22 protein-coding genes are annotated in these 23803 nt (G+C 40.9%); 13 read left to right on the plus strand and 9 right to left on the minus strand.

Going from position 1 to position 23803, the window contains the following annotated elements; genetic code table 11:
• Positions 1 to 9: 9 nt before the first annotated feature.
• Positions 10 to 486: a DUF4293 domain-containing protein gene (locus WKR92_RS10200; RefSeq protein WP_375557726.1), complete on the minus strand. Its 477-nt coding sequence runs from the start codon at positions 484 to 486 to the stop codon at positions 10 to 12.
• Between the two features lie 127 nt (positions 487 to 613).
• Between WKR92_RS10200 and truA the strand changes: the two genes are divergently transcribed.
• From truA to WKR92_RS10230, 6 genes are all read left to right on the plus strand, one after another.
• Positions 614 to 1396 (plus strand): tRNA pseudouridine(38-40) synthase TruA, encoded by a 783-nt coding sequence (gene truA, locus WKR92_RS10205; protein ID WP_375557727.1) that lies wholly within the window; start codon positions 614 to 616, stop codon positions 1394 to 1396.
• Positions 1393 to 3153 carry an ABC transporter ATP-binding protein gene (locus WKR92_RS10210; RefSeq protein WP_375557728.1) on the plus strand — a complete coding sequence of 587 codons (1761 nt, stop codon included), beginning with the start codon at positions 1393 to 1395 and terminating at the stop codon, positions 3151 to 3153. Before truA ends, WKR92_RS10210 begins: the two co-directional genes overlap by 4 nt.
• A 38-nt stretch (positions 3154 to 3191) precedes the next feature.
• Positions 3192 to 4073, plus strand: coding sequence for a succinate--CoA ligase subunit alpha (gene sucD / locus WKR92_RS10215; RefSeq protein ID WP_375557729.1), 882 nt, complete (start codon positions 3192 to 3194; stop codon positions 4071 to 4073).
• A 133-nt stretch (positions 4074 to 4206) separates the two neighbouring features.
• Positions 4207 to 4737, plus strand: a complete 531-nt coding sequence (locus tag WKR92_RS10220) for a methionine-R-sulfoxide reductase (RefSeq protein ID WP_375557730.1) — start codon at positions 4207 to 4209, stop codon at positions 4735 to 4737.
• A gap of 120 nt (positions 4738 to 4857) precedes the next feature.
• Complete coding sequence (locus WKR92_RS10225; protein ID WP_375557731.1) at positions 4858 to 7221, plus strand: GH92 family glycosyl hydrolase; 2364 nt, start codon at positions 4858 to 4860, stop codon at positions 7219 to 7221.
• Positions 7222 to 7602 carry a septal ring lytic transglycosylase RlpA family protein gene (locus tag WKR92_RS10230; protein ID WP_375557732.1) on the plus strand — a complete coding sequence of 127 codons (381 nt, stop codon included), beginning with the start codon at positions 7222 to 7224 and terminating at the stop codon, positions 7600 to 7602.
• On the opposite strand, the gene WKR92_RS10235 is transcribed toward WKR92_RS10230, so the two are convergent.
• The gene (locus WKR92_RS10235; RefSeq protein WP_375557733.1) at positions 7589 to 8047 is read right to left on the minus strand and encodes a type I restriction enzyme HsdR N-terminal domain-containing protein; all 459 of its coding nucleotides are present in this window, start codon (positions 8045 to 8047) and stop codon (positions 7589 to 7591) included. The genes WKR92_RS10230 and WKR92_RS10235 overlap by 14 nt on opposite strands.
• A 63-nt stretch (positions 8048 to 8110) precedes the next feature.
• On the opposite strand from WKR92_RS10235, the gene holA reads away from it, so the two are divergent.
• Positions 8111 to 9124: a DNA polymerase III subunit delta gene (gene holA / locus WKR92_RS10240; RefSeq protein WP_375557734.1), complete on the plus strand. Its 1014-nt coding sequence runs from the start codon at positions 8111 to 8113 to the stop codon at positions 9122 to 9124.
• Here the strand turns inward: holA and WKR92_RS10245 are convergent.
• Positions 9121 to 10398 carry an FG-GAP repeat domain-containing protein gene (locus WKR92_RS10245; protein ID WP_375557735.1) on the minus strand — a complete coding sequence of 426 codons (1278 nt, stop codon included), beginning with the start codon at positions 10396 to 10398 and terminating at the stop codon, positions 9121 to 9123. The genes holA and WKR92_RS10245 overlap by 4 nt on opposite strands.
• Before the next feature lie 74 nt (positions 10399 to 10472).
• Between WKR92_RS10245 and WKR92_RS10250 the strand changes: the two genes are divergently transcribed.
• From WKR92_RS10250 to WKR92_RS10260, 3 genes are all read left to right on the plus strand, one after another.
• Positions 10473 to 11555: an AI-2E family transporter gene (locus WKR92_RS10250; RefSeq protein ID WP_375557736.1), complete on the plus strand. Its 1083-nt coding sequence runs from the start codon at positions 10473 to 10475 to the stop codon at positions 11553 to 11555.
• Between the two features lie 70 nt (positions 11556 to 11625).
• Positions 11626 to 13467, plus strand: a complete 1842-nt coding sequence (locus tag WKR92_RS10255; protein WP_375557737.1) for a glycoside hydrolase family 2 protein — start codon at positions 11626 to 11628, stop codon at positions 13465 to 13467.
• Between the two features lie 131 nt (positions 13468 to 13598).
• Positions 13599 to 15110 carry an acyl-CoA dehydrogenase family protein gene (locus WKR92_RS10260; RefSeq protein WP_375557738.1) on the plus strand — a complete coding sequence of 504 codons (1512 nt, stop codon included), beginning with the start codon at positions 13599 to 13601 and terminating at the stop codon, positions 15108 to 15110.
• A 48-nt stretch (positions 15111 to 15158) separates the two neighbouring features.
• Here WKR92_RS10260 and WKR92_RS10265 read toward each other — a convergent pair whose 3' ends face one another.
• Complete coding sequence (locus WKR92_RS10265) at positions 15159 to 16523, minus strand: Gfo/Idh/MocA family protein (RefSeq protein ID WP_375557739.1); 1365 nt, start codon at positions 16521 to 16523, stop codon at positions 15159 to 15161.
• A gap of 210 nt (positions 16524 to 16733) precedes the next feature.
• Between WKR92_RS10265 and WKR92_RS10270 the strand changes: the two genes are divergently transcribed.
• Positions 16734 to 17642: an AEC family transporter gene (locus tag WKR92_RS10270; RefSeq protein WP_375557740.1), complete on the plus strand. Its 909-nt coding sequence runs from the start codon at positions 16734 to 16736 to the stop codon at positions 17640 to 17642.
• 1 nt (position 17643) lies between these two features.
• Here the strand turns inward: WKR92_RS10270 and WKR92_RS10275 are convergent, their stop codons facing one another.
• Positions 17644 to 18129, minus strand: a complete 486-nt coding sequence (locus WKR92_RS10275; protein WP_375557741.1) for a hypothetical protein — start codon at positions 18127 to 18129, stop codon at positions 17644 to 17646.
• Between the two features lie 156 nt (positions 18130 to 18285).
• On the opposite strand from WKR92_RS10275, the gene WKR92_RS10280 reads away from it, so the two are divergent.
• Complete coding sequence (locus WKR92_RS10280) at positions 18286 to 18852, plus strand: thioredoxin family protein (protein WP_375557742.1); 567 nt, start codon at positions 18286 to 18288, stop codon at positions 18850 to 18852.
• 4 nt (positions 18853 to 18856) lie between these two features.
• On the opposite strand, the gene WKR92_RS10285 is transcribed toward WKR92_RS10280, so the two are convergent.
• Positions 18857 to 19543 carry a phosphoribosylaminoimidazolesuccinocarboxamide synthase gene (locus tag WKR92_RS10285; protein ID WP_375557743.1) on the minus strand — a complete coding sequence of 229 codons (687 nt, stop codon included), beginning with the start codon at positions 19541 to 19543 and terminating at the stop codon, positions 18857 to 18859.
• 72 nt (positions 19544 to 19615) lie between these two features.
• On the minus strand, positions 19616 to 20002 hold the full coding sequence (locus tag WKR92_RS10290; RefSeq protein WP_375557744.1) for a hypothetical protein: 387 nt from the start codon (positions 20000 to 20002) through the stop codon (positions 19616 to 19618).
• A gap of 84 nt (positions 20003 to 20086) precedes the next feature.
• On the opposite strand from WKR92_RS10290, the gene WKR92_RS10295 reads away from it, so the two are divergent.
• Positions 20087 to 20452 carry a DUF4180 domain-containing protein gene (locus WKR92_RS10295; RefSeq protein ID WP_375557745.1) on the plus strand — a complete coding sequence of 122 codons (366 nt, stop codon included), beginning with the start codon at positions 20087 to 20089 and terminating at the stop codon, positions 20450 to 20452.
• A 434-nt stretch (positions 20453 to 20886) separates the two neighbouring features.
• Here the strand turns inward: WKR92_RS10295 and WKR92_RS10300 are convergent, their stop codons facing one another.
• Positions 20887 to 22002: a WG repeat-containing protein gene (locus WKR92_RS10300; RefSeq protein ID WP_375557746.1), complete on the minus strand. Its 1116-nt coding sequence runs from the start codon at positions 22000 to 22002 to the stop codon at positions 20887 to 20889.
• A gap of 101 nt (positions 22003 to 22103) precedes the next feature.
• Positions 22104 to 23801 carry a RagB/SusD family nutrient uptake outer membrane protein gene (locus tag WKR92_RS10305; RefSeq protein ID WP_375557747.1) on the minus strand — a complete coding sequence of 566 codons (1698 nt, stop codon included), beginning with the start codon at positions 23799 to 23801 and terminating at the stop codon, positions 22104 to 22106.
• Positions 23802 to 23803: the final 2 nt, after the last annotated feature.

Here is a 23803-nt window from a genome sequence, read left to right on the forward strand (position 1 = left end):
TATTTATTTTCAACCTCGAAGACGATCTACGGATTTGATAAGTTTTTCATCTTTTCGTATACCTTTAATAGCAAGTAATATGAAAACACCAGCTATGGGTATTAATAAAGCTCCTATGCCTATATTTTCCAACTGAAGTGTTTTGTTAACCGTAGTTGTTGCTTCAGCGGCTGTAAAATAAAGCCATATTCCCATTAAAATAATTAAGAATAAATTGAGATAAGATAATTGTAATTGTTTTTTTCTATCTGCATAAAAGAAAATAATAACTAATGGTAATAGAGCTACTAGAACCGTTGCAATCGTCTGTAATATAAAAGACTCGGTCTGTATGATACCATCCGTTATACCCTGATAGATTCCCGTAATCTTAATGGCCATTGCTGTGCCGAAATTATCAAAATACTGTAAATATGGGAATAAGAAAAGGAGCAGAATCGTTAAGCTCGCCAGAAATAACCAGACAGTTTGAATACGTTGAATCATCGTTGATTTATTTTATACAATAAAAATACAAATATAAGATTAAGCCTCTTCCTTCAAAATTGTTTTCTATCGAACAAATAAATCGTCGCCATCAATTTCTAATAACAGAATTCTTATCTTTGCTACAGTGAGAGATGAACATCAAAGATACTGTATCGAAATCGCATATAAAGGGACCGCTTATCACGGTTGGCAAATTCAAGAGAACGCAGTTTCGGTTCAGGAATTAGTTGATAAGGCACTGACCACGATTTTGCGTCAGCATATTAAAACTGTCGGTTGTGGTCGAACGGATACTGGAGTTCACGCGAGACAGCTTTTTGCACACTTCGATATACACCACGGGCAAACAGATAAACTCGATATTGCTCGTGTTCTGAATGGTTTAAACTCATTGCTTCCAAACGATATCGTTATCAAAGATTTTTTCTCAGTGGCTTCGGATTTCCATGCGCGTTTTGATGCGATTTCAAGAAGCTATGAATACCATATTCATTTTGGCAAGAACCCTTTTTTACAAGGGTTTTCTTGGCAGTTGAGAGATAGGCCTGATGTCGGAAGAATGAATGCAGCAGCAGAAATTATGATGACCTATCGAGATTTTAGTTGCTTCAGCAAGTCACATACTCAGGTTTATACAAATAATTGTGAGATCACCTACGCGAAATGGCTGTGGGAGGCAGATGATGTACTGGTGTTTTATATCTCAGCCAATCGTTTTCTGCGTAATATGGTGCGAGCGATTGTAGGGACGTTGATTTCCATTGGAAATGATTCTACGAAGTCTGCTGATTCTATCCGGGAAATTATAGAAAGTAAAAACCGGTCACTCGCCGGCACATCGGTTCCAGCCTGTGGCTTGTATCTCACGAAAGTAAGTTATAAAGACATCGAAACATTAGACTCATGAGTGAAAAGGTAGCCGGTAAAACATATGACGTTCAACTACTGCGAAGGATTTTGGTCTATATGCGGCCATATCGTGGTATCTTTGTATGGTCTGTCATCTTAACCTTGGTCATGGCGGCTATCGCGCCATTGCTCCCTGTTTTGGTTGAACATACGCTTGATAATTATATTCTTCAAGCGGATTATCAGGGACTTTCTAAGATGGCATTGCTGATGCTCGGCTTATTATTATTTCAAACCATTGTTCGTTATTTTCATACATTATTGACCAACACGCTCGGGCAGTCGGTTATCAGAGATCTACGCAGTAATGTATTCAAGCATATATTGCAGCTCCGACTAAAATATTTTGACCGTACTCCGCTAGGGCGACTAATCACTAGAACCGTATCGGATCTAGAAACCATTTCTGATATATTTTCACAAGGGCTGATCCAGATTATTGGAGACATCCTTCAATTGGCTGTTATTTTGGGGGTGATGTTTTATACCGATTGGCGGTTAACACTAATTGTCCTTATTCCCATGCCGGTTATGCTAGTCGCAACCTATTATTTTAAAGAGGCGATGAAAGCATCATTCCAAGATGTACGGACTTGGGTATCGCGCTTAAACACATTCTTACAAGAGCATATTTCCGGAGTAGCTATTATTCAATATTTCGGACGCGAAAAACAGGAATTCGATAAATTCATACCTATAAACGCTGAACACCGAAACGCCCATATACGCGCTAACTGGTACTTTTCTATCTTTTTTCCCGTGATTGAAATTATTATGGCCATTGCGTTGGGGCTATTGGTATGGTATGGAAGTAAATCCGTATTAAATGAAACAACTTCTCTGGGAGTGGTCGTTGCGTTTATTATGTATATAAATATGATATTTAGGCCGGTTCGGGAGCTAATCGACAAGTTTAATACCCTGCAAATGGGTATGGTGGGTGCCGAACGTGTATTTTCTGTTCTAGATACAGATGAGAAAACGGAAAATAAGGGAACCCTGCAGCCTAAGAATATCGAAGGGAAAATAGAATTCTCTAATGTCTGGTTTGCTTATGATGAAGAGAAGTGGGTGTTGAAAGATATTTCGTTTACATTAGAGCCTGGTCAAACGCTTGCCTTGGTAGGTGCTACCGGGGCCGGCAAATCTTCTGTTATCAATATCCTAAGTCGTTTTTATGAAATCAACAAAGGTAGTATCAAAGTCGATGGTGTTGATATTCGTGAGTATGAACTAAACTATCTCCACAAAAGCATTGCTACCGTACATCAAGACGTTTTTCTCTTCTCTGATACGGTCGAAAACAATATCAATTTACTTGACCCTTCGATTAGTCGGGAGCAAATTATTGAAGCTGCTGAATCAATTGGTGCGGACAAATTTATCAATAGATTACCCAATGGTTTTGATTATCAAGTTCAGGAAAGAGGAGCAACCCTTTCATCAGGACAGTCACAAATGGTCTCATTTATCCGTGCATTGGTTCATCAGCCCAAAATTCTGGTTCTTGATGAAGCTACGTCTTCGGTTGATACTGAAACTGAAGAGTTAATACAGCAGGCAATTGAGAAACTGATGGAAAATCGCAGTGCTATTGTCATCGCTCACCGCCTTTCTACTATTCAAAAAGCAGATAAAATAATTGTGTTAGATCAAGGCGAAATCAAAGAAATAGGGAACCATCAAGAATTGCTTAAGAAGGACGGTTATTATAAGCGTCTATATGATTTGCAGTTTAATTCTTTAGGAATTTGATTTAAAATAGTTACTTTTGCTTAACAAAAAATATACCCATGAGTGTACTCGTAAATAAAGATTCCAAAGTTATCGTTCAAGGATTTACCGGAAACGAAGGGACCTATCACGCATCCCAAATGATTGAATATGGTACCCAAGTAGTCGGAGGTGTTACTCCAGGAAAAGGTGGACAACAACATTTAGACCGCCCCGTGTTCAATACTGTTCAGGAGGCTGTCGAAGCTACCGGTGCTAATGTGTCTATTATATTCGTTCCACCAGCATTCGCTGCTGATGCTATAATGGAAGCTGCCGCTGCAGGCATAGGCGTAATAGTATGTATCACCGAAGGAATTCCTACCAAGGATATGATTCAAGTAAAATCTTATCTAGCTGATAAAGATTCTCGTTTAATCGGACCAAACTGCCCGGGCGTTATTACTGCTGATGAGTCTAAAATCGGTATCATGCCAGGTTTTATCTTTAAGAAAGGTAAAGTTGGCGTTGTGTCAAAATCCGGTACACTAACTTATGAAGCTGTTGATCAAACTGTTAAAGCGGGTTTAGGAATCAGTACAGCTATCGGTATCGGAGGTGATCCAATCATTGGAACCACTACTAAAGAGGCTGTTGAGCTGTTAATGAATGATCCAGAAACCGAAGGTATTATTATGATTGGTGAAATTGGAGGTGGAATGGAAGCTGAAGCAGCTCGTTGGGTCAAAGAGCACGGGACTAAGCCAGTTGTTGGTTTTATCGCCGGACAAACAGCTCCTCCCGGACGCCGAATGGGTCACGCAGGTGCTATTGTTGGTGGTGCTGAAGATACAGCAGCCGCAAAGATGTCGATTATGAAAGAGTGCGGAATCCGTGTAGTAGAGTCGCCAGCTGAAATCGGCAGAGCGATGGCCGAAGAATTAAATTCAGTGACTATATAGAAACAGAGAACTAAATCTCTAGCAACATATTTTGTTAAAGATTGTTAATTAAAAGCCTGACATTTCGAATGTCAGGCTTTTTTCGTAACTTGTATCATGTCGGATTAGTTCTACATAATGAATGTCAGTTAAGATGAAGAGATTCGGTTTGTTTATTTCCAATGCAGTGTGCGTGATACTATTGTTCATTACGGCATGTGGTTATACAAACGCGAAAAATACAGAAAGTCACGAGGCTGGGTCGGAAAGGGCTGAACGATTAATAAGAACACATCAGGAGGTACAACAAATGGATACAGCAAAATATAATAAACTCACACCCGAAGAAGAATTCGTTATTTTACGAAAAGGAACAGAACGACCATATACTGGTGAACTGTTGAATAATAAAGAAAAAGGAACCTACGTTTGTAAGCAATGTGATGCTCCAATTTATCGATCTGAGGATAAATTTGAAAGCCATTGCGGTTGGCCGAGTTTCGACGATGAAATAGATGGAGCAGTTAAGCGGATCCCCGATCCTGATGGTATGCGTACCGAAATCATCTGTGCTAACTGTGGCGGACATCTTGGTCATGTCTTTTTAGGTGAGCGATTTACGGATAAAAATACCCGCCATTGCGTTAATTCTATCTCAATGAAGTTCGTTCCCGAAGAAAAGTAAAAGACTCGATACCTAGTCGATTTTTCGAAAAATAATTGATTAATTCCGTATTTTTAAAACTTTTAAAATACGGAATTTTACTTTTAACCGTTTTTTTATTACCACCATTAAGGAATAAGTTTGAAAAAATCAGCTCTTTATATACTCTTCAGTATCTTTTTTTTTGCTAGTAATAGCTTTGGTCAAAGCAAGTTAACATCGTTTGTAGATCCATTCATTGGCACTGGCGGTCATGGGCATACCTTTCCCGGTGCGGTAGTACCTTTTGGTATGGTACAGTTAAGTCCGGACAATGGCAAAGGAGGTTGGGATTGGACTAGCGGATACCATTACAGTGATAACCATATTGCAGGCTTTAGTCACATGCACCTGAGTGGAACGGGTATCGGTGATTGGCTTGACATCTCTGTCATGCCCTTATTGAAGCCTCTGCAAGGCCAGGACACGGTTCTTGTACCGGCTACTTTCTCTCATCGCAATGAAAAAGCATCGCCAGGTTATTATTCAGTCCGCTTGGATAATGGGATACTTGTCGAATTAACAGCTTCAGAACGTGTTGGTTATCATCGTTATACTTTTCCTGATAATTCTGAACCCACCATTCGTTTTGATATGGGTTTCCACCAAAACTGGGATACGCCTGTAGAGACATTTATTAAAAAACTGAACGACTCAACCTTGGTGGGTTATCGATATTCCACTGGTTGGGCTTCTCAACAACGTGTCTATTTTGCTGCAAGAACATCTGAGCCCGTGCTGTCCTTTCATCTAAAAGGCGAATTTGACATTGAAGTAGGAGAGATACCAGTTGGTTTGACCTCAGATGAAAAAGGCAAAGGCGTATCATCACAGCTTATTTTTCGAGCTAGTAGTATCCCAAAGACGGTTGAGATGAAAGTCGCCTTGTCTATGACCAGCACTGAAAAAGCATTATTAGCATTAGATGAGATCGGACATTGGAATTTTAATGAGGCAAAAGCATCTGCCGATGAAAAATGGGAGAAAGAATTAGAGAAGATTGAGATCCGAACGGCTGATCAAGAACTTAAGCGTATTTTTTATACAGCTTTATATCATACTGCTATTGCGCCGACAACCTACTCCGATGCAGACGGTGAATATAAAAACGCAAATAACGAAGTTCATCGGATGCCCGATGCAGCCACACGTTATACCTTATTTTCTTTATGGGATACATTCCGAGCGCTAAATCCGCTTTTTACCTTAACACAATCGGAAAGATATACAGATATGCTAAACAGCATGTTGGCATTTCATGATGAAAATGGACTTTTGCCTGTATGGGATTTAAGTACGGCTGAAACCAATACCATGACAGGCTATCATGCAGTACCTGTATTAGCTGATGCTATTTTAAAAGATTGGCCGGGTCTTGATGCTGAGCGCGCCTACCAAGCGATGAAAAACAGTGCCAATCAAAGTACGAGAAGCGTTCCCGATTATATTGAATATGGTTATGTACCCCAAGACAAAAGCGGCCATAGTGCTACCATGACGTTGGAGTATGCTTATGACGATTGGGCAATTGCCGCCGTTGCCAAAAAAATGGGAAAGACAAAAGATTATCAGCAATTCTCCGAAAGAGCGCTGGCTTACCAACGAATCTTTGATGAAAATACAGGCTTCATGCGCGCTAAAAACAGTGATGGATCTTGGGCACTACCCTTTGATCCCTATTATTCAGAACATGATGTGAAAAAGGCGCATTACATGGAAGGGAACGCATGGCAGCATTCGTTCTTCGTTCCTCATGACGTGTTAGGTTTAAAGGAATTATATGGAGGCGAGGGGCTCGAGGCTAAGTTAGATTCGCTCTTTACGATCAGTTCAAAAGTCACTGGAGAAAATGCGTCGCCGGATATTAGTGGTTTTATTGGGCAGTATGCTCATGGTAATGAACCCAGTCATCACATTGCTTATATGTATACATTTATTGGGAAGCCATGGAAAACACAATCACTTGTCAGACAGATCGTCGACTCGATGTATTTGGATCAGCCTGATGGCTATGCAGGAAATGAAGATGCTGGACAAATGAGCGCTTGGGCGGTCTGGAACATCGCCGGTCTATATCCAGCCAATCCAGTAGGTGGAGAATATGTTATCGGTAGCCCGATGGTTGATGGAGTTACTTTCCGACTTGCTAATGATAAGACGTTAGAGATTAGGGTATTGAATAATAGTCCTGCCAACAAATATGTACAATCCGTTCAATTTAATGGGAAGGCGCATAACAAAAGTTATTTTATGCACAAAAACCTCATCAAGGGTGGAGAAATTATCTTTACCATGGGGCCGGAACCTAATGAAAATTGGGGCACGGATAAATCGTGGTGGCCTGCTTCTTTCGTAAACACCTATCAGGCAGTCGACGATGGCGACGAAGTGGAAGAAAAACAAGAGAAGAAAGAGGGAGGCTTCTTTAAGTCTATTAGTGAATTCTTCAATAATCTGTTTAAGTAAATGACGACAGTATCAAGATGGTTCCTGTTGCTTCTAGTTGTCACGATGGTTGCCTCCTGTGCACCAAAAATTACACAGCTTGGCAAAGCATCTTACTATGCGGACAAATTTAAGAATCGACCTACAGCCAGTGGTGAACGCTATAAGCCAGGCCGACTAACGGCTGCGCATCGAACCCTTCCATTCGGTACAAAGGTGACTGTTATTAACCGTCGAAATGGTCAGCGAGTCAAAGTTGTGATTAACGACCGTGGTCCCTTCATCTCGGGACGTGTGATTGACGTGTCCAAAAAAGCTGCAAGACGATTGGGAATGATTCGGACGGGTGTTGTCGATGTTCAGATCAAATACAAGCGACCCAAATCCTCTAGTCGAAGGTGAACATAGGCAACTCTTCCAGATAATGGTACGTTTGCTGCTCAAAATCGATGCGACAGTAATAATGTTGCAATCCATTGCTTACGACTAATAGTGGGACCCGGTGAATAAAATTGTAACGCGCTATCTGATCAAAAACTTTCTGTGTGATCTTTACCGATGGAGCTTTAAACTCAGCAATTAAAACCTTTTCGCCAGCTGGATTATATACCAATAAGTCCGTTCGTTTTTGTAGCTGGTTTAGCTTTAATCCGCCTTCACATTGAATCAAGGTCTTCGGGTAATGTTTTTGATTTACAAGGTATTGAATCCAGTGTTGCCTCACCCATTCCTCGGGGGTAACTAAGAGATATCTCTTCCTCAATTCGTCAAAAATGAAGATTTTATCGTCTTCTCTTTTTAGTTGAAAAGGATAGGGAGGGAGATTTAGGGAGATTCCTTTAAACATCTACCAAAATTACTTATTTTTGGCTGATTCCAAAAGCTTTCCATCAAGGTAACAAACCACAGAATGACGTTTCAAAATATAATCGCAGATCTTAAGGCTAGAAAGTACGCACCCTTCTATTTATTGCACGGAGAAGAGTCATTTTATATCGATCAAGTTACTGATTACATTGAAGAAAATGTCCTTAGTGAAGCAGAGCGTGGTTTTAATCAGACGGTTTTATATGGAAAAGAAACCGACTTTATAACCATTGTTAATGCGGCGAAACGATACCCTATGATGGCCGAATACCAAGTGATTCTAATCAAGGAAGCACAATCGCTTGAATGGAACAAAGATGCAGCAGTCTCCGTCTTGCATGGTTACCTTGAAAACCCGTTAAATAGTACCATTATTGTATTCGACTTTAAGCATGGAAAATTCGACAAGCGAAAGAAAGTTTATAAGTTATTTCAGAACAAAGGAGTCGTCCTAGAGTCGAATAAGCTCTACGATAATCAAATTGCCGGGTGGATTACTGATTACTGCAAGAAGGCAGGATATAAGATGCAATCGCAGGCTGCTGCCTTAATGGCCGAGTATCTAGGTTCAAATCTGTCCAAAGTTGTAAATGAAATAGAGAAAATATTTCTCAATACGCCGAAAGGCAAAGAAATTGGTGTCGATGATATCCAAAAGAATATCGGTATCTCAAAAGACTTCAACGTTTTTGAACTAAATAAAGCCCTAGCCTATAAAAATGTTTTTAAGGCCAACCAGATAATCGACTATTTTATTGCCAATCCACGATCGAATCCAGCGCCTTTAGTTTTCGGTGCATTAGCTACATATTTTACCAAAATATTAAAATATCATTACACCGAGGATAAAAGTAAAAATGGCTTAACCAAATCCATCGGTGTTGGTTATAATTTCGTGGACGAATATATCACTGCAGGCCGAAACTATGGGAAATGGAAGGTTTTTCAGATCATCAATCTGCTTCGGGAGTACGATATGAAGTCTAAAGGTGTTGACAATCCGAATAACTCCATGGGTCCACTTTTACGTGAGCTAGTCTACAAGATATTACATTAGAAATTCTTGTTCTGACTGCTGGCGTCTGAGCTTTGACTTCCCAGTAATAAGTAAGACTGGCTTCTCCAGCCACCAGTTACCACATCGTCTATGCCATCGCTATTCACATCACCGACGGTCATATCCCAGCCTCGAGCAACAACCGAATTTGGAACGGCTTGTTCCGTAATATCCGTGAAGTTACCCGAACCGTCGTTTTCATAAGCCCGAAGTTGGTCAGGGTTAAATCCCGGTATTTCAACAGTACCAACTAACAGGTCTAGATCGCCGTCACCATCGAAGTCGATAAACTGGCTAGCGTAGGATGAAAATTTATTTTTCGGCATCCTTCTATCTGTTTCATCTACAAAGTTTGCATTCCCATCATTGATAAGGATGCGTAGCTGTGGATCCTTATCCCAATCGCCACCATTACTTGTCAAGTTAGAAAACACCGCATCCAAATCCTGGTCTCCGTCTACATCGGCTAACAGCACCATTCGGGTTTCCAAAGGCACCAGCAGCTCGAAGCCATCCGTCTTTTCCGTAAAGACCCCTTGACCGTCGTTGATAAGTAGTCGGTTGGGTGGCACTTCATTGCCAATCATCATATCTAAATCGCCATCGCCATCTAAATCAGCTAGTGCAATAGATTGTGTTTTGTCATTTACCTGCGGAAGATGCGTTTTCGTCGCATCCACAAAGTTGCCTGGATTCTCAGGATCATTCATCCATAGGAAGTTCTGTCCCGCTTCTCCGGAGTTACCAATCACAATATCAACCAAGCCATCTCCGTTTACATCTCCTACTTCTAATCCATTTCCTTCGCTCTTTCCCAGCAGGCGATCATGAGCTGGCGTGAAAGTCCCATCGCCGTTGCCTAAATAGAATTCATGATTTTGATCATCTTCCGCCACAAAGATTAGATCAATGCTCCCGTCATTATTAAAATCGGCAGCGCGTACATGCTCTGTGTCATGTTTAACATCGCTAAAGATCCCTTTTTCCCATGTGAACTTTCCATTTCCATCATTTAGGTAAAGGCGGTTAACACCAGCTTCCACGCCACAAACAACATCCAAGTCGCCATCACCATCCACGTCGACTAACAAGGGATTTAAAATATGCAATTCCGGAGCTATCGGGAATTGACTTTCGGTAACATCCGTAAAGACTAAACTGTCGTTTACTCCTCTGTTGTCCATCTCGGTTCTCGTTGAACTCGACGACGTGCTGCACGCTAAAAGGAAGCAAGAGAAGCTTAACATATTGAGGTTTAGGAGAAAAGTTTTCATAATCAAGAGACTTTGGTTGGAATACATAACATTTAAGCCTGTTTTTTGTTTACTAAAAAACGTAAACCTTTTTTATGCAAAAATTACAACGAATAACCTACTTTTTGTTTTTCATCAGTCTTGCAGTCTGTGTTTTATATTTCGCTCGGGAGTTTTTAATTCCTTTAGCACTTTCCGGTGTGCTTGCTACCCTGTTTATCGGCTTCTGTAATCGATTAGAGAAGAAGGGCATAAACCGGGGGCTTTCTAGTTTGTTAGCGGTACTTCTTTTCCTGGGTGTTATCGCTTTAGCGGTTTTTCTTCTCACATGGAAATTAAATGATTTCACTGAGAATCTAGAAGGAATGGAAGAGCAGATCGTCGGCCTGCTTGACAGTATGAAGTCTTGGATTAACGAAAAGATTGGCGTCTCGGCCGAACGTCAGGATGAAATGATCAAACAAACAGAAAGTACCAATGGGGAAGGCGGTAATATGCTGTTTAATTTCGCTAGTGGAACCGTTAATGTACTCGTGAAGACCGTCTTGGTCGTTGTGTACATGTATCTATTTCTTTATTTCCGGTCGCGCATAAAAAAGTTCATCTTGATGATGGTTCCACAAAATGATGACATGAAAGCAGAACGGGTAATCGAAAAATCAGCTAAAGTTTCTCAGCAATACTTAAGTGGCTTATCAAAAATGATCCTATTGCTGTGGGTCATGTACGGTATTGGTTTCTCCATTGTTGGCGTTGAAAATGCTATATTTTTTGCCGTATTATGTGGCTTGTTAGAAATTGTGCCTTTCGTTGGGAATATTACCGGCACCTCCATCACGGTCTTGGCGGTTGTCGCTCAGGGGGGTTCTAGTAATCAGATTATTGGAGTATTAGGCATTTACCTTTGTATTCAATTTATACAAACCTATCTTATTGAGCCTCTGGTGGTTGGCGACGAAGTGAATATCAATCCTTTATTCACAATTGTAATCCTAGTGGCTGGAGAACTGATTTGGGGGATTCCTGGAATGATTCTGGCAATACCACTTTTAGGAATAGTAAAAATCATTTGTGACAGTGTCCCGCAATTACGACCATATGGTTATTTGATCGGTTCCGATAAAAAACGTAAAACGAGTTTGATAGATAAAGTCAAACAGTTTTTTAAAAAGAAATAACCGCTGTTTTTTAATCGTGCCATAAATTATCCTATTTTTAAGATTTTATTAACCGAAATAATTTAATTTCATGAAAAGGTATTTATTGTCACTTCTCGTCGTTGGGCTTTTCCTTCCGGCAATTTCCTTTGCTCAGCAGGACAGCTGGCAACTTAAAACTTCAAAAATAGTCAGCACTTGGGCTGAGAATATTGACATCGAAAATGTACACCAAGAATATCCTCGTCCTCAGATGGTCAGAGAAAACTGGATGAACCTAAACGGATTATGGGAATATGCCATTACACCAAAAGATGCCAGCAAACCATCCACATTCGATGGTAATATATTAGTTCCTTTTGCAGTAGAATCCGCCCTTTCAGGCGTGGGACAGCGCGTGGGTAAAGACAGCGTTTTGTGGTACAATACAAACTTTAGAGCCCCGTCTACAAGAAATAAAAGATTATTGCTGCATTTTGGGGCGGTCGACTGGCGCTCTGAGATTTTTATCAACGGACAGTCGGTTGCCATCCATGAAGGAGGCTTTGATCCTTTTACAGTTGATATTACCGATCAGGTCAAAGGAAAAAGGACGCAGGAATTGACAGTGAAGGTATGGGATCCAACTGATGAAGGGCCACAGCCTCGAGGCAAGCAAATCCGCGATCCGCATGGTATATGGTACACACCAGTAACCGGTATCTGGCAGACTGTTTGGGTAGAAGCTGTCCCCGAAACTCACATCGTTTCAACAAAGCATACGCCCAATATCGATAATGAAGAACTGAGCTTTTCCGCCAAAGTTGCCAATGCTGAAGCGGGCGATCAATTGCGGGTGACGGTACGTGACGGGCAGCAAGAAGTAACTTCACAAGAATTCGGAGTGAACGAAGAAGTTAAATTAGCAATCGCTAATCAAAAGCTTTGGTCACCTAAAAACCCACATCTATATGACCTCGATATCGAACTTCTTAGAAATGGTAAAGTAGTGGATCAAGTGGATAGCTATTTCGCGATGCGTAAAATATCCATGGAAAAGGATTCAAAAGGCATTCAGCGCATGATGCTAAATGACGAATTTGTATTCCAATATGGACCTTTAGACCAGGGTTGGTGGCCAGACGGCTTATACACAGCACCATCCGACGAAGCTTTAAAGTTTGATATTGTGAAAACCAAAGAAATGGGTTTTAATATGATTCGTAAACACATTAAGGTAGAACCCGCCCGATGGTATTATCACTGCGATCAATTGGGTATGTTAGTTTGGCAAGATATGCCGAGCGGCGACTTAGGTAACCGTTGGGAATCTAGACCGGGTGTTTTTGGTTTAGGTACGGAACAAGATCGTTCCGCAGAGTCTGAAGGTTATTACAAAAAGGAGTGGAATCTAATTATGGAAACTTTACATAACTTCCCATCCATTGTCATGTGGGTTCCGTTTAATGAAGCTTGGGGTCAATTTAAAACGGAAGAAATTACAGAATGGACCATGGAAAAAGATCCTTCGCGCCTGGTGAACAGCGCTAGCGGTGGTAATTTTCATCCAACTGGCCATATCATCGATTTGCATAACTATCCAGAACCAGCGATGCCTACTCCTGGATTATTCGGAGAAGACTATATCTTAGTATTGGGTGAGTTCGGTGGATTGGGTCTGCCGGTTGAAAACCACGTTTGGCAGCAGAAAGACAATTGGGGTTATCAGAGCTTTAAGACGGCAGACGAGTTATTCGATCGCTACTCATCTTTAATGGACCGCATTCCTGATTTGATTCGTGCAGGTCTCTCTGGTGCGGTTTATACCCAAACTACCGACGTGGAGGTTGAAGTAAACGGTCTAATGACTTATGATCGGAAAGTAATTAAGATCCCCGTTGAAAAACTAAAGCAGGTTCATCAGAAACTATATGATCCGTCCTTGGTAAATTAATTATTAGCCACATAGCCATCTGGATATGTGGCTATTTTTTGCTTCATTATTGTCAAATAAAAAAACACATCCCAAAAACGTAGTAGATATTATGCGTTAATTTGTTAGTTTTGGGGAATAAATATAGATATATGTCATCACCAACATCGAATGATAAAGTGCAGTTTGAAGGGTTTATTAGTGACTTTAAACAAACATTACATTATTTATTTCACGAGAGAGAAAATATAAACAAATTAAGCTTAGAACGGGGGCTTCCGCCAGAGGTATGGCATGGTATTATGTCGAAAAAGCCACTTTCGGTAGCTATACCGTCCGAGTTTGGCGGTAGAGGTGCAATTGTTAAAGAATGTTTAAGTGTACTTTCTGCAGCGTCTTATGAATCTCTATCGCTTTCGCTTACATTTGGAATCAACATCGCCTTATTTCTTGAACCCGTTGCCAAATACGGAAATGATGAAATTAAGCAAGAGATTTTCAGCCGTTTTCTAGAAGAAGAAAACATGGGGGGGCTCATGATCACGGAACCGGATTATGGGAGTGATGCGTTAAACATGAGAACCTACAATGAAGAAGCTGAAGGGGGCTATAAAGTTAAAGGAACCAAACATTGGCAGGGACTTACCGGCATGGCTGATTATTGGCTAATTGCCTCTCGCAAGAAACTTAATGCTTCTGATCTAGCGAGGGATATCGATTTCTTTATCGCTGATAATCGCGTACCCAGTCAAAAAATAGTTGTAGAGGAATTATATAACAATCCTGGATTGTATATCATTCCTTACGGACTCAATAAAATTGATATTGAAGTTCCGGCTAAATTCAAACTTCAACCTGAATCCACCGGTATCAAAATGATGCTTGATATTTTACATCGCAGCCGTTTCCAATTTCCGGGAATGGGTATGGGTTTCATAACCCGTATGCTTGATGAAGCGACCAAGCATTGTGAAGAGCGCATTGTCGGCGCGGGTAATTTATTATGCATGGATCAGGTTCAGTATCAGTTGTCACGGATACAGACCGCTTATACGATTTGTTCGGCGATGTGCTTCAAAAGCAGTTCGGTGAGTGGAATCGATCATAATTTAGCTGCGGAAGGATTGGAAGCAAATACAATGAAGGCCGTGGTGACCGATCTGATGCATGAATCGGCACAAACCTATACGCAACTTTCGGGTGCCAATGGCTACCGCATGGAACATGTGGGCGGGCGCGGAATTATGGATAGCCGTCCGTTCCAGATCTTTGAAGGCTCAAATGAAATGCTTTACTCGCAGATTGCTGAAATGACAACTCGACAAATGAGAAAAACGAAACAACCTAATCTATTGCAATACCTATCGGGTTATGAACCTACTAAAGAAGCTGTATCCTACTTTAAGAAGCAGGTCGACTTCTCAATTGACGGTTCATTGGCTCAGCGTAAGTTAGTAGATTTAGGTAGGGTCATCGCACGCATTATATGCGTAGGCTATGTACTCGAAATGGAAGCAGCCGGATTTAGAAAAGATTTGGTTGAAAACTGCGTTAAGAGTATCCAGCAAGAAGTTGCTGCATTAATCAGCTCATTCCATCACAGTACAGACACACAAGTAATCATAGACTATAAAGACAATAGCGCTTGGCATTCTTTCGTTTAAGAAAGTATACCAGCAATGCTGAATATAATTCGAACATAGACATGGGAATTACCCGATAAAAGGATGTTCCCATGGTTGGCGATAAGGACGTCTTAAGCGAGATGTTGCCTCGGGGTCGTCTACACAGACCCTCAATTTAGGGTCATAACGAAGCGGTCTTTTCAATTCCATGGATATATTAGCTAAGATACAACTAGCTGTAGAAATGTGTCCTTCCTCAATATCAGCAACCGGCAAATGCTTATTTTTAATAGCCGATATAAGATCCTGCATATGTCTTCTGGTAGCTGGAGCCGCGTTTAGCTCAATTCTCGGTTCTTTTAGGTCTTCGGGATACTCCTCTTTTTCATAAATAACATCCTTTACAATACGTTCACCTTCCCCGGTAGGGATAAACTCATATTTCATAGTACTCCCTTTTAGCGTTCCTTTATCACCGTAAATAACAAATGCCCAAGGGTATTCAGGGTCCGCTGGCGTTCCCCAAGTCCGGTGTTGCCAGATACAGTTGAGTTCATCGTATTCAAAAACAGCTGTCTGAGTATCAGCTATATTTGATTTTCCTTCCTTTTGTACATAAATCCCACCAGTAGCGCTCACCTGTTTTGGCCAACCCAGCTTTAGAAGCCAACGTACGGTATCAAGCATATGGACACACATATCGCCTGTAATCCCATTTCCATATTCCATGAACGTTCTCCACCAACTCCCATGCGGTAAACCATCATATGGGCGTAAAGGCGCCGGACCCGTCCACATCTCATAATCAAGAAAATCAGGAACCGGTTGCAGTGGCGGGTTACCATTTTTTCGCATATGGTAATAGCAGCACATGTCCACATGTGATATCTTTCCCAACAGACCCTTATCAATGATATTTTCTTTTGCATCAATGAGATGAGGTGTACTGCGTCGTTGGGTGCCGACCTGAACCTTCCTATTCAGTCGCCTAGCCGTAGCAAGAATCGTTTCGCCCTCAAGTACATCGACACTCACAGGCTTCTGTAAATACAAATGAGCACCAGCCTCCATAGCATCAATCGCTTGCCGCGCATGCCAGTGGTCGGGTGTGCCAATGATGACAATATCGAATGTATGGGCAGCTAGCATTTTTCTGTAATCATTATACAGTTTAGGTACCTTACCCGAAACCTGCCGCTCGCTAATTAGTCGCCCGGCCTCCTCCAAATGATTTTTGTCGACATCACAAACCGCAAGCACATTCACATCGCTAACCTGTATTAACCTAAAGAGATCACTCTTGCCGTACCAGCCCGCTCCAATTAAGCCTACTCGCAAATTAGTCGGTGCACCGGCGAATGCCAGTCCGCTACTATGTAAAGCCGATAATGTCAGTACAGCACCAACACTTTGAATAAATTTTTTACGATTTAAATTAAGTTCAGTCATCATCTTAGGTTTTGATTCACATCCAAAGTATATGGTTCTTTTTCTTCGGAATAAAGAATTAAAGATAATATTTATCCAAAGTATTATCAATCGGCTATCGAGGTTTTTAAACTATTTTGAATAGATCAGACAAACTAAAATCTTTTTTCATACGTCCGTATCTGTGGAGAATAAACAATTTTAAACGATATTAGCCATCAGAAACTCAAATCGATGGTTAATTTTATCATGATAGCCTTCTGCATTGCTGCAGGAATGTTGTTTAGAAAAAATAAATTGGTGCCGGCAGATTCATACAAAGGCATCAATATCTGGCTTATTTATATAGCCTTGCCAGCAGTTTCTTTCCGGTATCTACCTAAGATAGAATGGTCGCCAACAATGTTTTTTCCCGTGCTGGCCATGTTTGTAGTCTGGGGGGGTGCTTGGGTATTTACCGAATTTTTTAGTAAAAAACATGGTTATAAACAGCGTTCCAGAAGTACGCTTGAATTAGCCACCGGATATAGCAACACATCCTTTATTGGTTTTCCCTTGGTTGCAGCGTATTTTGGTGAAGATAAATTGGGCATCGCCATGATCTGCGATCAGACATCCTTTATCATCCTATCGACCGCTGGAGTTATCAGTGCCCTGAGAGCCAAAGGACGCGGTGAAAATATTAAACCTCAGATCGTAATTAGAAGATTAGTCACCTTTCCACCTCTAATAGCCTGTGTGTTATCTCTGACGCTTGCGCCGATAGTCAACTTCAGTGTGGCTGATCCGTTTTTGGACATGTTAGTAGCTACCTTGGCTCCAATGGCTATTTTTTCTATCGGCCTACAGTTACAATTTAATGGATGGAAAAAGCAGCTCTCTCAGGTATCGATGTCTCTATTATATAAACTCATCCTCGCTCCGTTGCTTGTCTTAATTCTTGCTCTTAGCCTTGGTGTTAGGGATGATATCGGTCGCGTTAGCGTACTTGAAGCAGCTATGCCGACCTTAATCAGCAGTAGTATTATCGCTGAACAGTATGGTTTGAATACCAAGCTATTGAATCTGATTATTGGTGTCGGTATTATCCTTGGAATCATGACGACAGCCATCTGGCAGTTTGTGGTGAAAATTTACCTATGATTCAAAATAGATCCGTTAAATAGGCATCGGTTAATTGTTCAGCCTGCGCTTTAAACGTTTGGTTGTGTGGGAGGGTAATATCTTGTTCTAAATGCTCTATTTCTATTTTATTATTTAGAATCTGTGAGTATAATTTATTGACCTCGTCCTGGGGCAGGCAGTCATCGTTGATGTCAATCATGAGTCGCTCTAGTTTATTAAATAGCTGAACGTACCTGATCTTCAAGTCGCCAAGCTTAAGAAGATCGTTGTCACTTAAGATGATCCGACTTGTAAACTTAACGAGCAGTTCGCCCAAGAAAATAATGATGCATGCTATCAGTGCTGCTGGCTGCCAAAATATGAAAACTACCATTCCTGCAAACGCCGTTAGTAAGGTGATTTTTTTATATAAATTTCTTCTATTTTTCACCTTCAATGAATAGAGAGCTGTATACTCTACACCTAACTTTGCATTTCGCAGTGCATTCCACACCTTGTCTTTCATTGTTTCTTTTTTAAATAATAACTGCCCTGATATCAATATTATACAAAGTATATTACTAGTCTGCTTTCGTTTAATTTAGGGCAAAGCTGTGACATTTATACATGAATATACCGGTATATTTGAGCGTAAATTAGAAATTTTTAAATTGTTTTCGTTATGACCTTTAAAGAATATTTTAGTGACTTCGAAAAAGTAGTCAACACCCCTGTGGATGAACAGGTTGCGCCTTACGATAATCCGGATTATATTGATTATACTAAACTAAATTGGTCACGGATGAACCGTTGGTTGAAGAAGAATCAGTTGACCGAAGAGTTTAAGAATGTCATTCAGCAAATTGATACGCCGCAACAATGGATCGTAATTACCGAACCTTGGTGTGGAGATGCGGCTCATAGTGTTCCATTTATTGAATTGGCAAGTCGTCAGAACCCTTTGATTAAAGTGAGCTACGAGTTGCGTGATAGCGAACCATTTCGGATCAACGAATACCTTACGAATGGCTCGAAGTCTATACCGAAACTCATTGTGCGTGACGCTGAAGGCAAAGACCTGGGAACTTGGGGGCCTCGCCCGAAAGCGTGTCAGGATATTTATGAGCGATTGACAGCTGAAAACGCAGATTTCGAAAGAACCAAGACTGAGATTCAACACTGGTATAACTCAAATAAAGGAGAGGACATACAAGCTGAGTTGTCTGCCCTCTTTCGTTCATTTAAGTAGACTCTTACTCGCTTAAGAAGAGTCTCTCTAATTCCAATGGTGGTACATATTGCCCGTCTTTATACACGCGCATATTGCCACCAGAAATCTCGTCAATTAAGAGCAGTTGGCCATTGCTTTTATCATGTCCGAATTCGAGTTTGATATCGTACAGTTCGAGGCCTTTTTTTGCTAATTCGTCTTTGACGATATCGCAAATCTGCTGAGTTAACTGTTTGAGTTCCTGGTAGGCAGATTTTGAAAGAATACCTAACATGTCTAAGGCATCATCCGATATGGTCGGATCACCGCGTTCATCATCCTTAATGGTTACCTCTACAAAGCGATCCAACTTTTGTCCCTCTTCGGAGTAGGCCGCATAACGTCTAAAAAAGCTTCCAACTGCTCTGTATCGGCAAATAACCTCAAGGCCCTTACCAATTACTTGAGCATCTTTGACAACCATTGAAACATCGTCTAAGTCCGCAGAAATAAAGTGCGTTGGAATATTACGGCTGTTAATCAGCTCGTAGAAGTACTGCGTCATTTTGAGCCCAGATTTGCCTGCTCCATCGATCGTCAGACCGACTGTATTAGCACCCGGGTCAAAAACACCATTCTCACCGGTTACATCGTCTTTAAATTTTAAGAGTATCTGTCCATCTCTCAGACTATAAACATCCTTAGTTTTTCCTTTATATATCAGTTGCATACGATTTGTAATTTTTTGGCAAATTAAAAAAATATCTTCTTACTACATCGTCAGCTGCAGAAATTTAAAGACTTAGGATACCTCGACAAGCTTGTTCAGTTTCTCGTCCAGTTGGTTAAGAGCGTATTGGTCAATAATTTGCGTGTTTACCACGAGTTCTTCACTGCTCGTTTTTACTATATAGTCGCCAGCAAATTCTTTAACCGCTGCTACCTCTGCGAGTTTAATTTTCTGAGAAGAGAACACATTGTGCTTCGTTAGGATACCATTTTCAATTGTCAGGTAGTCTTTTTTCTTCATGGAGATGTAAACAGCGACATAGATAGCACCGAGGATTAAATAACCATAACTATAAAGATGCTCCGGTTGTAGTATGCGTAAGGCGGCACCGAAAATTAACCAAAGCAGACCGATAATTAAAAAGTAGCTAAAATGTTTTCTTCTAAAAGGTATTTTCATAGTTGATATAATCTCCCGATATTGGTCGTCCACATACTAAGATACGAAATTAGACGTTCTTCTCAACAGTTAACAGCCAGGAATATGACAGTTAAAGTCCATACAGTAAATAATACCGATATCGCTGAAATCATTTCAGACGGGTTGATTATCAAAAATATAGATGACGGCGTGGATGTAGTAGGGAATACTTTTTCTAATGGTTGCGACAAGGCGATTGTTCATAAAGAGAACATCACTCCAGATTTTTTTGATTTAAAAAATAAGATGGCCGGTGAAATTCTTCAGAAGTTCTCAACCTATCGCATTCAGCTGGTTATCGTAGGGGACTTCGCGGACTTGGCTAGCAAAAGTAAGAGCTTAAAAGACTTTATCTATGAAAGTAATAAAGGAAGACAAGTTAATTTCCTAAGCTCGATGTCAGAAGCGCTTGAGCGTCTATCCAACTAAATTTTAAGGTTCATCGTTTTTTTAGCGGGGCTAATAGCATATAAAAAATCCAAGCAAACCACGATATAAAGATTACTGCTAATATCCAGGCTAATTTTTCACTACCGCTCGTCTTGCTGGAGGTTCCGATTATTAATATTGGTAACCAACCATATAAACGCAATTAGCCCGACAATTACTGCTTCCATAGATGTAAAATTACAGAAAGTTCTCTAAAGATTAAATCCGCGAGAATTCTTTTACGAATTTTCAATCGTAATATCATACTTTTCCAGAAGTCCGCTGATTCCGGATACGGAGAATTTAGCTTTTGGTATCCGATTAGATTCTGGGTCAATAGAGTAGTTATATGCAGTCCGAAAGTCGGCTCCTTCAAGAATGGTATTGTCGAAAGTAGTTTGTATTGTTAGACTAACGACATGATGGTAAATATTTTATTTTGCTTCTCTGATTGTACTGCTTATAAATTTTATTTCGTCCTTTGTTTGAATAAATGTAAAATGATCCTGAAACGCCCTTTTGTTTTGTTCATCTCTGTGCGTTAAGATAATCTCATAAATAGGGTATTTCGCAACATCCCAAGCACCGCAATTATCATAATATTCACTGAGCTGTTCACGCACAGCCTGCGGCATAGGAGTAGAGTCGACCAAGCCAATGAAGTATTCAGCTTTATTCGTTTTCAGGATTGATAAACGTTCTCTTAATAATTGAGCGTTTTGCTTTAGAAAATCTTCTTTAGAAGATGAAGTCCATCCATCATCTTCGGTCCAAAAAACAAGACTAGTGTATGAATGTTTGCTTAAATTCTCAAAGCTCAAGTCGCTTAAGATCGCGGTCTCAAGAAACGCCTTAAAGAGCTTTTGCTTATCAATGAACGAGTAATACTTTCCGTTTGTCCCTAAATAGCTCACTCGGATGGGGTCTGTTGACGCTGCATCTTGAATAGTCAATGAGTAAAGGTCGATGTGTCTATCAAAAGAAGTGATTCTAACTAAAACTTCGTTGTTTTGGTTTATGAGAACCTGTTCGCCGCCAGTCCAACTCCAATGATTGCAACCCTCATGGTTATCATTCTTATCCCAATATTCTTTTTTCGCATTCATTAGCGCAAATGCTAATCCGTTTCGAAACCGTGTTATAGCATTATATTCCGCTGGGATCGCTACTTCCCCAAATTCATTAAACATTCCGACTTGTTCTGTTTGGCGGTCCTCGAACCGGATGTAACCTTCACTTTCACAATCAAGCTCGGTTCCGAATACATATACACTATCCCGTCCAAACTTATTGCCATTCTTAAGCATATAATAGCTTTCATAGCCGCTGTTGGTTTCCTCCAGTACAGCAACAACTTTGTCGAATTTTCTAGAACGGCCCTTAAATCGTGGGGAGATCATTACCTCGCCTTTAGCATTTTTATACCCGTATAAATGGTCGCTATTATAATACGAAACCCAGATGTCAGTGTTTTGCCCAAATAACTCGAGTGCTATAAGCACAAACAGCGAAATTGACGTTAGTGTACGCCATACGAAATTCATCTCCATTCTGAATGCTGTTTATAATTGTGAATACGTAAAGTTATTAAAAAGAAAATAAAAAAGGGCTGATCAATCAAGACCAACCCTTCTTAAAATTAAACTAAAAACTATTTTTGTGTTAGCGCACCGTCGCTGCGGTCAATCTCCACCTGCGGAATTGGCCAATATTCATTAGCTGCACTAAATGTTAAACCTTTGTATGCACTTAGATAATCTCCTTCGAAAGACGAATAGCTTTCAATCGTTTCTTTCGCAATACCCCAACGTACCAAGTCGAAGAAGCGATGACCTTCCAGCGCGAGTTCCAGTCGGCGTTCAAAGCGAACAGCTTGCCTTGCTTGTTCCTGACTTGTAAAGGCAGGATAGGGTTCAACCGAATAAGCCGCAGCATTTGCTCCAGATGCGGTCTTTTTAGGAGGTATGTTCGCTGCACGATTCCGTACATCGTTAACTAATTTCAAGGCACCCGGTAAGTTCCCTAACTCAACTTCACACTCGGCAGCCATCAACCACACGTCTGCCAAACGGATGATATTGACGTCTAGGCCCGTTACGTAGTTGGCTCCCGGAGCTGCATTCGTAGCGAATTGCGATTGCGGGATCATGGTTTTGATTCCGACAAATGGACCACCATAAGCGGCGTCTCGTATCCATCCGTTACCCGGCATTACACCGTAGTCTAGATACATAACACCTCTGCGACCTACTGTGTAATCTAACCGTGGGTCAACGCGCAATGAAACATCCAATTTATACGATTCGGTTGGGTTTTTTAAGTCAGATAGATAAGGATCGTCTCTATAACTTTTATCTAAATAGGGTAAGCCATTCGCATTTACTTGATAAGCATTGACTAAGTCGATACTCGGCTGATAGAAGCCACAGCATCCAACTGGTGAGCTACCGTATAATCCAGACAACATATCTCCCACGTTGGCATTATCACCTGAGCCATTGGAGTTAATAGCATGCTTTGAAACCATGACAACCTCCGGACCATCTTCGGTTGTAACATCAAAATTGTTCCAGAACGGCATAGAAACTAGATCTTTGCCAGCCATCACTTGTTTAAACAAAGGCAGAGCTTCAGCATATTTTTGTTGATATAAGTACAGTTTGCCTAAATAAGCACGTGCCGCGTTTTTATCCATACGGCCCGCTTCATTATTGATCTTGTTCTCTGGTAAATTGGCGACGGCGAATTTCAAATCCTCCTCGATTAATGGTGTCACATCTTGGTCGTTTGGCGTAGTTCTCGCCTCTTCAGTGGTCATCGTTTCGGTGATAACCGGTAAGTGCCTGAAGACACGCCATAGATAGAAGTAATAATGAGCTCTTAGCATACGTGCTTCCGCTTGGATTTCAGTAGCTCTTTCGGCTGTGATTTCCATGGGACCTTCTTGGTCGGCGGCTAACAGCTTCAATGTATTATTACAGCGGAGAACACCCTCAAAATATACCTGCCATTGCGTACTTAAGTTATCGTTTGTACTAATGGCATTATATGTTTCGATCATGTTCATGGGCGTCTGGTCAGTAAGCTCAGATCCCTTATGTGCGTTATCGGAAGCCATCTCCCCAAAAACCCATTGACTAGGCGCAGAGGCATAATTTCCCCATGTACCATTGACATTTCCGTTTAGTATACTATAGGCACCGATCAAGGCTGCCTCAACCCCATCTTTATTACCAACCTGAGGTTCAGATAGCTGGCCTTGGGGGAGTTTCTGTAAAAATTCTTTACCGCAGGAACTAATGAAAAGCATTCCGGCACTTAAAAGAATTATTAATTTATTATGTTTCATAA

Source organism: Albibacterium profundi (assembly GCF_042159835.1).
In the GTDB taxonomy this organism is placed as follows: Bacteria; Bacteroidota; Bacteroidia; order Sphingobacteriales; family Sphingobacteriaceae; genus Albibacterium; species Albibacterium profundi.

Bases quoted from the DNA above. Each gene is read 5' to 3' on its own strand.
- WKR92_RS10200 (WP_375557726.1), bottom strand. From the start codon at position 486: ATGATTCAACGTATTCAAACTGTCTGGTTATTTCTGGCGAGCTTAACG.
- WKR92_RS10210 (WP_375557728.1), top strand. From the start codon at position 1,393: ATGAGTGAAAAGGTAGCCGGTAAAACATATGACGTTCAACTACTGCGA.
- sucD (WP_375557729.1), top strand. From the start codon at position 3,192: ATGAGTGTACTCGTAAATAAAGATTCCAAAGTTATCGTTCAAGGATTT.
- WKR92_RS10220 (WP_375557730.1), top strand. From the start codon at position 4,207: ATGAAGAGATTCGGTTTGTTTATTTCCAATGCAGTGTGCGTGATACTA.
- WKR92_RS10230 (WP_375557732.1), top strand. From the start codon at position 7,222: ATGACGACAGTATCAAGATGGTTCCTGTTGCTTCTAGTTGTCACGATG.
- WKR92_RS10235 (WP_375557733.1), bottom strand. From the start codon at position 8,047: ATGTTTAAAGGAATCTCCCTAAATCTCCCTCCCTATCCTTTTCAACTA.
- holA (WP_375557734.1), top strand. From the start codon at position 8,111: ATGACGTTTCAAAATATAATCGCAGATCTTAAGGCTAGAAAGTACGCA.
- WKR92_RS10245 (WP_375557735.1), bottom strand. From the start codon at position 10,398: ATGAAAACTTTTCTCCTAAACCTCAATATGTTAAGCTTCTCTTGCTTC.
- WKR92_RS10250 (WP_375557736.1), top strand. From the start codon at position 10,473: ATGCAAAAATTACAACGAATAACCTACTTTTTGTTTTTCATCAGTCTT.
- WKR92_RS10255 (WP_375557737.1), top strand. From the start codon at position 11,626: ATGAAAAGGTATTTATTGTCACTTCTCGTCGTTGGGCTTTTCCTTCCG.
- WKR92_RS10260 (WP_375557738.1), top strand. From the start codon at position 13,599: ATGTCATCACCAACATCGAATGATAAAGTGCAGTTTGAAGGGTTTATT.
- WKR92_RS10265 (WP_375557739.1), bottom strand. From the start codon at position 16,523: ATGATGACTGAACTTAATTTAAATCGTAAAAAATTTATTCAAAGTGTT.
- WKR92_RS10270 (WP_375557740.1), top strand. From the start codon at position 16,734: ATGGTTAATTTTATCATGATAGCCTTCTGCATTGCTGCAGGAATGTTG.
- WKR92_RS10275 (WP_375557741.1), bottom strand. From the start codon at position 18,129: ATGAAAGACAAGGTGTGGAATGCACTGCGAAATGCAAAGTTAGGTGTA.
- WKR92_RS10280 (WP_375557742.1), top strand. From the start codon at position 18,286: ATGACCTTTAAAGAATATTTTAGTGACTTCGAAAAAGTAGTCAACACC.
- WKR92_RS10285 (WP_375557743.1), bottom strand. From the start codon at position 19,543: ATGCAACTGATATATAAAGGAAAAACTAAGGATGTTTATAGTCTGAGA.
- WKR92_RS10290 (WP_375557744.1), bottom strand. From the start codon at position 20,002: ATGAAAATACCTTTTAGAAGAAAACATTTTAGCTACTTTTTAATTATC.
- WKR92_RS10295 (WP_375557745.1), top strand. From the start codon at position 20,087: ATGACAGTTAAAGTCCATACAGTAAATAATACCGATATCGCTGAAATC.
- WKR92_RS10300 (WP_375557746.1), bottom strand. From the start codon at position 22,002: ATGGAGATGAATTTCGTATGGCGTACACTAACGTCAATTTCGCTGTTT.
- WKR92_RS10305 (WP_375557747.1), bottom strand. From the start codon at position 23,801: ATGAAACATAATAAATTAATAATTCTTTTAAGTGCCGGAATGCTTTTC.